The sequence below is a fragment of the Mucilaginibacter gossypii genome, from assembly GCF_900100945.1.
GTDB classification, from domain to species: domain Bacteria; phylum Bacteroidota; class Bacteroidia; order Sphingobacteriales; family Sphingobacteriaceae; genus Mucilaginibacter; species Mucilaginibacter gossypii.
The window spans coordinates 589,317-602,730 of sequence record NZ_FNCG01000001.1; the positions used below are offsets into that span (position 1 = coordinate 589,317).

General features: G+C 44.4%; 8 protein-coding genes. All 8 read left to right on the forward strand.

Annotation, left to right across the window (positions count from 1 at the left end):
- Positions 1–80: 80 nt before the first annotated feature.
- Entirely contained in the window at positions 81–2,639 is a 2,559-nt protein-coding gene (locus tag BLS28_RS02560; protein ID WP_091162727.1) for a hypothetical protein, read from the forward strand.
- Positions 2,640–2,648: 9 nt separating this feature from the next.
- Complete coding sequence (locus tag BLS28_RS02565) at positions 2,649–4,988, forward strand: AGE family epimerase/isomerase (RefSeq protein ID WP_091162728.1); 2,340 nt, start codon at positions 2,649–2,651, stop codon at positions 4,986–4,988.
- Between the two features lie 4 nt (positions 4,989–4,992).
- Complete coding sequence (locus BLS28_RS02570) at positions 4,993–5,919, forward strand: metallophosphoesterase family protein (protein WP_091162729.1); 927 nt, start codon at positions 4,993–4,995, stop codon at positions 5,917–5,919.
- Positions 5,920–5,979: 60 nt separating this feature from the next.
- Complete coding sequence (locus BLS28_RS02575; protein WP_218134331.1) at positions 5,980–8,181, forward strand: alpha-galactosidase; 2,202 nt, start codon at positions 5,980–5,982, stop codon at positions 8,179–8,181.
- Between the two features lie 95 nt (positions 8,182–8,276).
- Positions 8,277–10,406, forward strand: coding sequence for a family 20 glycosylhydrolase (locus BLS28_RS02580; protein WP_091162730.1), 2,130 nt, complete (start codon positions 8,277–8,279; stop codon positions 10,404–10,406).
- A 13-nt stretch (positions 10,407–10,419) separates the two neighbouring features.
- Positions 10,420–10,893, forward strand: coding sequence for a quinone oxidoreductase family protein (locus BLS28_RS02585; protein ID WP_091162731.1), 474 nt, complete (start codon positions 10,420–10,422; stop codon positions 10,891–10,893).
- Between the two features lie 187 nt (positions 10,894–11,080).
- Positions 11,081–12,088: an FAD:protein FMN transferase gene (locus tag BLS28_RS02590; protein WP_091162732.1), complete on the forward strand. Its 1,008-nt coding sequence runs from the start codon at positions 11,081–11,083 to the stop codon at positions 12,086–12,088.
- A gap of 10 nt (positions 12,089–12,098) precedes the next feature.
- On the forward strand, positions 12,099–13,298 hold the full coding sequence (locus BLS28_RS02595) for a Gfo/Idh/MocA family protein (RefSeq protein WP_091162733.1): 1,200 nt from the start codon (positions 12,099–12,101) through the stop codon (positions 13,296–13,298).
- The last annotated feature ends 116 nt before the right edge of the window (positions 13,299–13,414 follow it).

Below are 13,414 nucleotides of genomic sequence, written 5' to 3' on the forward strand. Positions count from 1 at the left end.
CCCTCTTTTATCATTGATCAGAAAGCGGTACTTAGAAATTGGAAATGCTTTTTAGTTAATTATATATGAGTTTTTATAACATGATAAATAAATTGAACACAGGTTTTTTAGTTCTCCTGGCGTTCAGTATGATGCTGGTAATTCACCCGCAGGCAAATGCACAAACCATTACTTTAAACACAAAGTTTGTCACGCTTAGTATAAACAAACGTGGGTTCATTACCAGTATTAAGGATAAATCATCCCATAAAGAATATTGCCCTGCCGGTAAAGTTTCTGCCTTGCTTAGTCTGTACAAAGGCGAAAACTATATACTGCCGGTATCCGCTGCATTTAACACGCTCAATAAGCGTATAACGCTACACTATCCTAATGGTTCGGTGGCAACGGTGCAAACTGATGAAAAAGGGGAGTATGTACGATTGAAACTGGTATCGCTTAAGCCGCGAAACGGGGTTGATAATATCGTTTGGGGCCCTTATAAATTAACTATCTCTAAAACAATAGGAGATATCCTGGGCGTAGTGAGAGATGATGATTTCGCATTTGGCATACTGGGTTTAAATGACAATACCACCGGCGGCCCTCCAACAGGAGGCGACATGTCTTTCATGTACTATTTTATTCATTCGCCTGATCCCCTGAAATACCCCTTGCCTCCAAATCTTAAGGAAGGTCAAACTTTCACAATCGGCGGAGATGGGATAAATGATGTGGCGTTTTATTCACATCCGGAAGAGTATTACCGGATGAACTACGGAAACGGGGCAAGACTTGAACCCGCTTTTGGTTCTACAGTTTGCATGCATTCAAGAGACCGGAGAAAGGAACAGATGATACGCTTCCCGGTGTTGCCCGATAATTTGGATGGGAAGGTAAATTCGGCCAGGTACCAGTTGGTGCCGCCGGTTAATGCCGATTACATCGGGTCGTCGGTTGCTTTGCTTGCCTGTCCCGATTCTGTCGGGCTCCGCACTATCGAACAAATAGTTTTAAAGGAAGGGCTGCCGCATCCCGAAATTGATGGTCAATGGATCAAAGACCCTAAAGCATATCGCCCTGATATTGCATGGCATGGCGCTCATGACAGCCTGATCACCTATGCTCATCAATTAGCCATCAAAGGCGTACAGGATGAAGGATGGGGCGAATATTATCCCAACCCGCAAAATCGCTGGACTAACAGAAAAATAAATTTCAACAACGCGGCTCCCATGAACATTCCGGACTATGGTGCATTGATGAAGAAAAATGGGATCAGGTATGGACTGCATACCCTGTGCGAGTTTCTGCAGCCTGATAATAACAGCGATGTGGCCCCGGTACCGAGCGATAGCCTGGCCATTATGCAGCGCACTTCCATAACCAAAAATCTTACTGATCAGGACACGGTTATAACGGTGGCCGACAGGGCCTATTTCAACGAGTTTGGTGGATGGGAAGGTAACCATACCAATGTGCTGAAAATAGGGAAGGAGCTTATAGAATACAATGGCATTAGCGAGAGCAAGCCTTACACCTTTTTACATATCAAAAGGGGGCTTTACGGAACAAAAAGAGGTACCTATAAAAAGGGTACTACAATAGTAAAGCTGCAGCCTAACTGCTATCGTGGTTTTGTTCCGGATATGAATTTGCAAAAAGTATATGCAGATTATTATGGCAAGTGGCTCACAGAAGGAGGGATGGATTATATTGATTTTGATGGCCTGGAGAGTTGTATATACCAGGGACAGGGGCAATATTCCTTTAAACAGTTTTTCAGGAAATTATTTGATACCTATGCAAAAAATGGAGGTGATTACCTCCGCGTAATGGGAAGTGCGGTTTATGAAGGCAACTGGCATTATATGAGCGTTTGCAATGTTGGCGGCGGCAATAATATGTTTAATCCGGTATTGAACCAATGGGGAATAGAGGGGAAAGATATGCGATATGTTTTTGAGAGCAGTTATTTACCTGCAACATTCGGAATAGTTGATTTGCACAGTGATTGGAGTTTATATGACGCAGAAAACCTGGAAGCCAAATCAATTGGTTGGAATGCAACTTATATGCTTGGTTTGAGCCAGCACACTGTTGAAAATTGCCCGGAAAAGAATAACATTTTCAAGGCATACCGCGCCTGGGAAAATGCAAGGGCCTCGAATGTTTTCACCAAAGCGGTAAAAGAGCGTTTAAAAAATTTAAACTATAAATTTCACCTGGTGCAAAACGGCGAAAAGTCTTTCGTTTTATATCCTGTACGTGAAACCCGCTTTCCTGACCAGCAATACACTATCGAAAAAAATACCTGCCGGTTAAATAATGAATTTGATGCGCAGCCGCTGGATTGTGCGATACGGATATCATCAACCGAAAAAGACGGATATGCTGATGGCATCAGGATCACTTTTCAGGACGGTACAGAACTTTCAATCGACAAAAAAATTACCAATGGCGAATTTATTATCCTGAAGGATAATGCTCGCTATGTAGCGGATAAGAACAGAAAGAAGATCGCTGAAATTCCTACTCAGGGCAATTTGAGCCTTCCGCACGGGGCATCGTCAATCCAGGTTAGCGCCTTGCATAACAGCAATCAAAAAGTAAATATGGAACTGCTGGTTTCATCCGTAGGTCCGGGTATAGCACTTTGATGATTTAACATGAACTTTAACAAAAAAAGCTGCCTTTCCGCATTCATAATTTATACATGCTTAACAGGCATTGCCCACGCGCAGGGAGCAAAAAAGCTTATAACTCCGGATTTTTTAAAAGCGGTGCATGGAAATATACGTGTAAGCGCTATCCAATATGAGGGCACCAAAGCATTAAATAAATTTGTGTTCGGGAACAACAGCCTTACAACAGACAGTGCCCAGTGGTTGCTTAACTTAACCGCAAAACAGGGTGCAAGCGCCGGGATACTGGATATCACCGCTGATATTAAGTTAAAAGAAGGCCATGCAGCTGCCACGGCCCTGGAGGTATCTTTTGACTTCAGCCGTTGGAGCAGGAAGAATTATGTTATGATGCCTGCAAGTATGTATAACGGGAACAGGTATCCTGCTATTGGAAACGGGTACAATCCACCCTACACCAGGGACATGTACTATAACCCCAAAGTACCGCTAACCATTTCAAATAACCCCAGGTTATCCGCAGAACCCGATAAAGCATCGCTGGTGCAGTTACAAACCGGCAATGCAGCAACGCCGGCAATGTGCTTCTATTCACCATCGCTAAAGAAAGGCTTTATCCTGTTGACCACCCAGCAGACCCAGTTGGGCAACAGTGGCCTTACCATTGCAGAAAATGCAAAACAAGATAGTTGCAGCTTTCGCATTTCGGCACCGGCGGTGCGCAGACTGGCGCCCGGGTTTGGGGATTTTCATGAAAGTGGCGATAAAGCACGCGACTGGAAACCCGGCGACCATGTAACCATCGCGATGAGATTGTGCGTATTTGATGCCCGCAACATACCCGATTTGCTTACGAAGTTTATGCAGGTACGTAAGGATATAACCGGGCCAAATAGCCCCCGCAATATATTGCCTATGAGTAAGGTACTTGCAGTAGGTTCGGCTATATGCAGCGGTAATTTTATACATGTTCCTGCCGGTAGTTATTACAAGCCCGAAAATAATGACGATTTTCAGTTGGGTTGGGTGAGCGGTATGATGAATACCTATCCTATGCTGGCGCTTAATAATGCAAAAGAACGTGAGCGGGTGGCGGAAGAGATCGACTTTGTTGTGAATAAACTTCAGGGGAAAAGCGGCTTTTTTTATGGCGGAATAGAAGCAAATGGCCGCCTGCTTTTTGAAAAAATGCACCCCGATTTCGCGGAAGGCCAGGCTATGGTACGCAAAAACAGTGACGCTTTATTGTGGCTGATGAAACATCTGTTGCTGCTGAAAGCGCAGGGTTTTGGAAATATAATTAAGCCCGAATGGGAGTCGGCCGCTAAGAAACTGGCCGAAGCTTTTACTAACACCTGGAAAAGATACGGCGAGTTTGGGCAGTACATCGTACCCGAAACTGGCGAGATAGCCGTATTTAACTCCACGGCGGGAGCGATAGCGCCCGGCGGGCTCGCCATTGCGGCAAATTACTTTAATCATCCGGAGTGGCTTGGAATAGCCAGGGATGCTGCCAATTATTATTACCAGCGCGATGTGGTAAACCAGGGCCTCACCGGCGGCGACTGCGGGGATATTAGCATGGATGCTAATTCAGAATCGGCATTTGGTTTTTTAGAATCATTGATGGCCTTATATAACGTTACCGGCGATAAAAGCTGGTTGCAAAAAGCTGAGGTAGAAGCGGCGCTTTGCTCAACCTGGGTGTTGTCCTATGATCCTGTTTTTCCAGCCGGCAGCCAGATCGCGAAGTTGAACTGCCATATGGCCGGGGCAGTTTGGGCCAGTATTCAAAATAAACATTCGGCTCCGGGTATTTGTGAAGCCTCGGGCGATTACCTGTTCAAATTATACCGTGCAACAGGTAACAAATTATATGCAGATTTGATAAGGGATATTCAACATGCGCACGCCGAAGCAGTAAATATGCCAGGTCATTATACTACAAACAACCTTATCGGATCGAGCATGGAACGAATTCAGCCCAGCGACGCCGAAGGCGGGGGGAGCGTTGGCAATTTCATAAACACCCGGAATTCGTGGACGGAAACCAACGGTATGTTAATGGCGATTGAATTGCCCGGAATTTATCTTCAGACAGATAAGGAAAAACTCCTGGTTTTTGATCATGTGCACGCTGCTGTTTTGAAGAAGGATAAGAAATCGACCACGTTGCTGGTGAGCAACAACACTGGGTATGATGCCAACGTAGCCGTTTTTGCAGAAAGCAGCGCCCAGGCTCAGAAGCCGCTTCCGTATACCGCGTTTTTACATTGGCCTAAAGTGATGGTAAAAGCAGGACAAAAAGTACAGTTGCAAATCACCACGGGCAACAAAATTTTGGCCATTAAAACACTCAACTAAAAACATGACAAACACTGTCGACTCAAAAAAAAGGCGGGACCTGGTAAAGGGGATAGGCTTGCTCGCCATATCATTGCCATTGGGAGTAAAACGCGAACCGAATGCTTTGGCCGGTCCGCATGAAAAGAAACGGGTATTAAGGGTAGCGCATATTACAGATGTACATATCCGCCCCGAATACAATGCACCTGAACGTTTCGGGCGCTGCATTGAAGAAATAAAGAAGCATAAGGTCGATTTTTTTCTAAACGGAGGTGATTCCATATTCGCTGCCGACTATAATAATATTACCCGTGAACGGGTCAACGAACAGTGGGCGATATGGAAAAACGCCCGTGAAAGATTTAAGGGATATGAAGTATACAGTTGTTTGGGTAATCATGATATGTGGTGGGCTTGCCCTGACAAATCCGACAGCATGTATGGCAAACCGCATGTTATCGCTCAGCTTGAAATGCCGGGCCGCTTTTACAGTTTTGAAAAGCATGGGTGGCATTTTATCATTCTCGACAGTAATAATGATAATGCAGGTTCATTAGATGCTGAACAGCGAAAATGGCTGGAGAACGACCTGGCGTCACTGCGGCGCGGCACCCCTGTTTTGTGTATGAGCCATTACCCGATTTTGGGCGTAAGCACCATAATGGAAGGTGGCAACCATACAGATGCGAGATATATCACTAATTTATTTAATAAACATCGCGACAAAACAATCACGTGTATAAGCGGCCATATCCATTTACTTGATGAGGCCGGTTATGATGGCGTTCGCTACTATTGTAACGGCGCCTTAAGTGGATTTTGGTGGGAAGACGGCGATAGTGATTCGGCGGCTAAATGTTATTACCGCGAAACCCCGCCCGGCTATGCTATATTAGATTTATTTGAGGATGGAAGCGTAAGTAACCGCTATTATCCGCATTCGTTCTGACTGAACAGGTTATCCGTATAGTGTTGCTTTTAAATTATTGAACAAATTGAAAAGAAATAAATGAAAAGAAAGCTGTTTTTTTCGACGATTGCTTTTTGGGGCATCATCAACATCGCCAGTTCACAAGAAGCGAATAATAAATTACCTGTCTGGAAGGAAAATAACAGGCCGATCCTTTCTCAGGATTGGCTGGTAAACCCGGTTCAGCAAAAAGCCGATGTTTATGCTGATGGTAAAAACATTATTTTGAGCAATGGTTTAGTAAAAAGGACCTTCCGGATTCAGCAAAATGTGGCCTGCATTGATTACAGCAATATGAGCAACGGCCAGCAATTGCTGAGGGCTGTAAAGCCCGAAGCAAAGTTAACCGTTGATGGCAGGGAATATAATATCGGAGGCCTTTACGGGCAAAAGGAGAATGCCTATCTGCTGCCCGAATGGGTTAGCGGATTCAAAGGCAATGAAAATGATTTTCAGTTTCAATCCTTTTCGGTAACGGATATTCCTCCCTACATCCGCTGGAAACCGCGGGGATGGGCACTGAATACTGTTCCTGGCTCCGGTAAAATGCTGTCATTTACCTATAAATCAAATGTTGACGGTTTAAAAGATCTGCTTGTTACTGTACATTATGAACTGTATAATAACATCCCTCTTATTGTAAAATGGCTTTCGGTTCAGAATAAAGGAAATAAAGCGATGACGTTAAACAGGGTTATAAATGAGGTGCTTGCAACGGTAGAGGAGGAGAGTGCCGTAGTTGGCTCGCCGGCGCAAATGGAAAAACAGCATGGCCTCTATTTGGAGACTAATTATGCCTTCAATAACTCTATGCGATATGATATCAGCGACCAAACTACCCATTGGAAAGCCGATAGTAATTATACATCACAGGTAAATTATAATTATCAGACCCCGTGTTTATTAGAGGTATACCCGGAAAAGGCTACTGGTATAGCGTTGGGAAAGGGGCAGGTTTTTAACTCGGTTCGCACTTATGAGTTACTGTTGGATAGTTATGACCGCGAAAGGCGGGGATTGGCTATCAGGAAAATGTACAGCACCATAGCTCCATGGACAACCGAAAATCCCATTTTTATGCACCTCGTAAGCCGTAACGATGATGATGTAAAAAAAGCTATAGACCAATGCGCGGAGACAGGGTATGAAGCCCTGATCCTCAGTTTTGGAAGCCATTGCAATATGGAAGACAGCTCGGCTGTCAACATCCAACGCTGGAAAACACTGTCAAATTATGCGCATAGTAAACACATCCTGATAGGGGGCTATTCTTTATTTAGTTCGAGGCGGATCAGCGATGAAGATGATGTGATCGATCCGGTAACAAAAAAGCCGGATGCCGCTGCTTTCTTTGGTAATGCCCCTTGTTTGGGCAGCAAATGGGGCCTGGCTTATCTGGATAAGTTAAAATACTTTATTAGTAAAACCGGGTTCGACATTTTTGAAAATGACGGCCCTTATCCCGGCGATGTTTGTGCTTCAACTACACACCCCGGCCATAAAAACCTGGATGATAGCCAATGGCAGCAAATGGAACTGCAAAAAGGTTTATATCATTGGTGCAATGAGCACGGTGTTTATGTAAACGCTCCCGACTGGTATTTTCTGGATGGCACCAATAAAATTGCCTTAGGCTACCGCGAAGTTAACTTTTCTTTGCCGCGTGATCAGCAAATGATCCTGAACCGTCAGAATATTTTTGATGGTACCTGGGAAAAGACCCCTGCCATGGGCTGGGGATTTGTACCGCTTACCCGGTATCAGGGTGGTGGCCCCGAAGCCGTGCTGGAACCGCTTTCGGATCATTTGAAAGATTATGAACAATTGATGGTGCAATATTACGGGGCGGGAGTTCAGGCCTGTTACCGCGGACCAAGATTGTATGATACCGAAGCTACCCGGAAGATGGTGGTAGGTGTCATTGATTGGTATAAAAAATATCGCAGTATCCTAAATTCTGAGATTATTCATCTTCGCCGGGCCGATGGCAGAGATTGGGATGGTTTGCTGCACGTGAATCCGAAACTGGGTACAAAAGGAATGATCATGCTTTACAACCCGCTTAAAGTTGCGATTACAAGAACCATTAAGGTACCCCTATACTACACAGGTTTAACAAGTTCGGCCCTGCTTAGGGAAAAGGGAGGGATAGCCAAAAAGTATCCTGTTGACAGGAAATATGAGATCACGCTAACCTTCAACATAGCGCCCGGGAGTTATACATGGTTTACTATTGAATAAATGCTACGGATATGGTTAAAACCACCGGAGAAGCGACAAAACTACCCCTCCAGTTTTCTTAATTGTTATTTACAACCACATCGAAATTCATTTGAATGATCTCAACAAAAAAATTAATCACGTACATCACGTTCTTTGTTTTAATACAATCGGGCCTGCACGCCCAGGTGAATAATATTGCGCCGAACATTATACCGGCGGTTCATCAGTGGCAGGCAGGTAACGGTAGTTTTATTATCAGCGCTGCTACGCTATTTAAGTTTAAGCCATCTGTTTCAACGCAAAAAACCGTTGCGATCTTCCTTGAAGACATGGCTGCGTTGCGGGGCAAGGAGCGGCAATCCGGGTTACAGGCAAAAGGAGGGAAGAATGATATCATCATAAAAATAAAACCCCAGCCTCACTTAACTCAACTCCAAAAGGAATCTTATCACCTGGAAATCAAACCGGATAAGATCATTATAAAGGCAATGGATGAGGCAGGTGTTTTTTACGCTACCCGGACTTTGTTGCAGTTAATTGAAAAGAGCGCCGATAAGCAAAGTATTCCTTGCTATATTATTTCAGATATCCCTGCTTACCCTTTTAGGGGATTTATGCTGGATGTTGGGCGCAAATTTTTCCCGGTATCGCAGCTGAAAGATTACATATGCCGCATGAGCTGGTATAAAATGAACCAATTACAATTGCATTTAAACGATCAGGCTTTTCACGGCCAGCATTACGCGGCTTTCAGGATCCAAAGCGAAACATATCCTCAGCTGACATCAACAGATGGGTTTTACACACAGCAGGAAATCAGGGAATTGATCCAATACGCCGCAGATCGTAGCATAAATATCATCCCGGAAATTGATGCGCCCGCCCATGCCATGAGTATTTTGGATATTGCCCCCGAGCTAAAAAATGAGAAGTTGCAGGACGGACAATTAGATGTATTAAATCCCAAAACCACCGTTATAATGGAAAAAATATACGATGAATTTGTGCCGTTATTTCCATCACCGTATTTCCATATCGGAACTGACGAATACAGGTTTAAAAAGGCTACTACGACAGAAGACCGTAAGGCTTTTGCAGCAGGGTTTTGTAACTATATCAATCATTTCAACAGATACATAGGTGCTAAAGGGAAAAACGTAATGATATGGTCCGGATACAACGAAATGCCGGGATTTACCCCTATTGATAGCAATATAATGATTGATATGTGGTTGGGTAATAATGCGAAGGAGGAGATTAAAGCGGGTCACCAGGTAGTACAATCAACTGACGGGTGGCTGTATATTGTTCCGGGTACAAATTACTATGGCGTAGATAATAAGTTTTTGTATGAAAAATGGGCACCGAATGATTTCGGGCCAAACCAGCAGCTAAACCCAGGCGAACCTGATTTGTTAGGGGCGAAGCTGCATGTATGGAATGATCTTGGGCCAATGGGTTTTACCTATCATGAAACGGCAGACGAGGTTGCGGTGGCGTTACCCGTAATGGCCGAAAAACTATGGGGCAATAAAATGTCACCTACTTTTGATGAATTTATAAAGAGAGTTGACGGTCTGAAAAACGTACCTCAGGTAAATGATACAAGGCTGCTGGATGTTTCCAAAAACAGCGATCCAATCATTAATGTTGACTTTAAAGAACATAGTTTACCCGACGCTGTAAATAAACACCTAATAAAATCTTTAACCGGTTACGAATCAAAATCTGTATTGGCGCTTGATGGGCATGATTTTGTTCGGCTAAACTTACCAGCCGACGAGTTAGAACAACCCTGGACATTGAGCTTCCGGGTTAAAAAAACTGATGCCCGCGATACAACGACGGTACTGTTCGAATCGCCCTACGGAACAATTTTCCTAAACCTTAAAGATAAAAAATCAGGCAAGACCGGTTTAGGTATTGCCCGGACTGTTGGCTATAAAGAGTACGCAGGTGAGGGTGAAGATTTTTACCGGCAGGTATTTAATAGCATTGTCCCTGTAAATAAATGGACGCAGATAACCTTGACCGGCGGGCATAACAACTGTACTTTGTATATCGATGGCAAAGAGACAGAATCAGTCGAAAAGCAATTCGTTTGTCCGCTAAAAACAATAGGAAGCAGCTGCGGCCATCTTTCAGCTTTAGCGTTTTTAACTAATATAAAAGTATTCGGCCGGATATTGAACAGAGATGAAATAATGGCATTGTATTTAAATGCTAAACTATTAGTCGATTAATTAAAGAAAATCATTGGTAATAACAACAGCAGGATCGGCCTCAAAAGCAAAAGCTGCGGAATTAGCAGGTTTTGAAAATGTAATTAATTTGGAAAATGAAAGTATTAACGAAGGCGTTATGCGTATTACCGGTGGAAAAGGGGTTGACATCGTTATTGATAGTGTTGGTGGTAATTTAACCGGCAACGCTATTAAGGCCCTGGCCAAAAATGGCATCATCGTAAACATTGGGTATTCTGCAGGGGCACAGTTTACAGCAAACATTACTGATTTTGTGTGGAAGGGCCTTCAAATGCGGGGGCAAAGCCTTTCGGGCTGGTTTACAGCCGAGCAACAGCAATATGTATGGAACCAGCTATTACCATTACTTGCTAACGGCTCTGTAAAACCAACGGTAGCAAAAGTGTTTGATGCCGCCGATGCACCGGAAGCCCAGCGTTATTTAATAGAGGAAAAGCCTTTTGGAAAGGTGTTAATCAAATTTTAAATCAGTTCATTGCATATAAAACACTTAAAGCCGCTTTAACTACCGGCCTTTAGGAGTTTATTTATCGTTTTGGTTACGAATTTTAGCACGGGGAATTGATCTTCCGGTAGCCCGCAGATGATCATCAAGCTTATTTCACGCAATGAGATGAAAAAGCGGCTGAATGCTTACATTTGGCTATCTGACTATGAAAACGACCTTACTGGCGTATCCTTGCGTCTTTGTTTTGATATGCTGTGCTTTTGTACAGCAGGAGCAGCCCCGCCGCTTCGAGCTGAAGGGGTATGCACAAGGTACCACATATAGTATCGTGTATTATGCGCCCGACAGCCTGGTGAATACAGCGCAAACGGATAGTCTGTTAAAGCATTTTGATCAGTCGGTGTCCCTATATCAGCCTAATTCGCTTATCTGTCAGTTCAACCGTTCTGCAAAAGGTATCCGTATAGATGAAATTTTTCGTGTGCTGATCACCCGTGCGCTGCAGATCAGCCACGCAACCGGGGGGCTGGTTGACCCCACAGTGAAACCTTTGGTTGATGCCTGGGGATTTGGTGTAATTAAACCGGCACATGACCCTGATCGGAAAGAAGTGCAAAACCTACTTCATCATGTAGGAGCGGATAAAATCAGTTTGAAAGGTACTTTTTTACACAAGACCCAGCCAGAAGTACAACTGGATCTCAACGGCATCGCGCAGGGCTGTTCTGTCGATCTGCTGGCTTCGTTATTGGAACAGCATTCCATTCATAACTATCTCATCGAATTGGGTGGCGAATTACGCATTAAAGGCCATAAACCCGGCAACGAGCCGTTTAAGGTAGGCATTGAAGGCATCAGTGGTGATGACCTGAACCCGGCCCCGATGCGTAAAGTGATCGAACCGGGAGATGGCGCCATTACTACATCCGGCAATTACCGCAAACATCATGAAGCAGGCGGCAAACAGGTTTCGCACCTGATGGATCCGTTAACAGGTTACCCAATACAAAACGAAATGATCAGTGTTACCGTTTATGCAAAAGATGCAATAACAGCGGATGGTTATGATAACGGGTTTATGACGATGGGATTAAAACGCACGTTGAGCTTCCTGAAAAACCGGAAGGATCTGGGTGCTTATATTGTATACCGGAAGCCGGATGGCCGTATAGCAGATACGGTTACTGCTTACTTTAAAGGATATCAACAATAAAACTGGATAAATGGAGAGAAGAACTTTTTTGAAAAATACAGGCCTGCTAACAGGCGGACTATTGCTAAACCAAAACCTGAGCGCAATACAGCCCGGGGCCGATCTCGTTAAAATTGCAGTGGTAGGCTGTGGCGACCGTGGTACCGGGATTATGAATATCCTTAACGGAATGCCCGATCAGTTCCGCATTACTGCCTTGTGCGATGTGCTCGATTTTAGGCTGACAGCAGCACAAAAGCTGGTTAAGCCTGGTTCAGTAAAAATATATACGGATTACCGTAAATTAATTGATGATAAGCAGGTGGAGGCGATCATCGTTGCTGTTCCGCTGTACCTGCACTACGCTGTGGCTGCTGATGTTATCCGCTCGGGCAAGCATTTATACCTGGAAAAAACGATGACCTATACCATTGATCAGGCGCTTGAACTTGTGAGCCTGATGCATGGGCGCAGCAACCAGGTGCTGCAGGTTGGTCACCAGTACCGCTATTCGCCTTTATATTACCGGGTTAAAGATATGATCAATAAAGGCTACCTGGGCAAAGTGACGCAAGTGGATTGCCGCTGGGACCGCAATGGCAACTGGCGCCGCCCGGTGCCTGATCCTTCACTGGAACGGGCCATCAACTGGCGCATGTACAAAGAATATTCGGGCGGACTGGCGGCCGAACTGCTTTCGCACCAGATTGATTTTATTAACTGGGTTTTTGATACCCATCCGCAGGAATTTTTTGCTACCGGCGGGATAGATGTGTTTAAAGATGGCCGGGAGACCTATGATAACGTACAACTGATGTTACGTTACCCGGACCTGGGCCTGATCGGTAATTTCGGCGCGATGTGCGGCAATGCGCATGACGGGTATCTTTTCAAGATTAAAGGTACCCTGGGTACTGTATCCCTGCTAACCGACCAGGGCATGTTTTACCCTGAGAAAAAACTATTGAAAGAAAAAGGGACAGTAGACGGCGTAACCGGTGCAACACGCATTGTATGGAATAAAGAAGGAGGCACACCTATTCTGCCCGAGGCCACGAAAGACGGTACCTGGTATGCATTCAATGATTTTTATCAGAAAATACAGCATAATGAGCTACCGGATAGTAATGTATTTACAGGAGCCCGCACCGCCATCAGTGTGCACCTGGGCAACCAGGCGCTGTACAGCAAAAAGATCTGCAACTGGGATAACAGTTATAAGATTGGATAATTAGAAGCCCCGATATCGCAGACATCGGGGTTTTGTGTTTATAACCAAAAAAATCAAAATAAATTTGCGAAACCAATTAGTTGCGCATATATTTGCAACCAATCAGTTTCTTATTT

Excerpts from the sequence above, each read along its gene's own strand:
- BLS28_RS02565 (WP_091162728.1), top strand. The coding sequence starts at position 2,649 with ATGAACTTTAACAAAAAAAGCTGCCTTTCCGCATTCATAATTTATACA.
- BLS28_RS02575 (WP_218134331.1), top strand. The coding sequence starts at position 5,980 with ATGAAAAGAAAGCTGTTTTTTTCGACGATTGCTTTTTGGGGCATCATC.
- BLS28_RS02560 (WP_091162727.1), top strand. The coding sequence starts at position 81 with ATGATAAATAAATTGAACACAGGTTTTTTAGTTCTCCTGGCGTTCAGT.
- BLS28_RS02590 (WP_091162732.1), top strand. The coding sequence starts at position 11,081 with ATGAAAACGACCTTACTGGCGTATCCTTGCGTCTTTGTTTTGATATGC.
- BLS28_RS02570 (WP_091162729.1), top strand. The coding sequence starts at position 4,993 with ATGACAAACACTGTCGACTCAAAAAAAAGGCGGGACCTGGTAAAGGGG.
- BLS28_RS02595 (WP_091162733.1), top strand. The coding sequence starts at position 12,099 with ATGGAGAGAAGAACTTTTTTGAAAAATACAGGCCTGCTAACAGGCGGA.
- BLS28_RS02580 (WP_091162730.1), top strand. The coding sequence starts at position 8,277 with ATGATCTCAACAAAAAAATTAATCACGTACATCACGTTCTTTGTTTTA.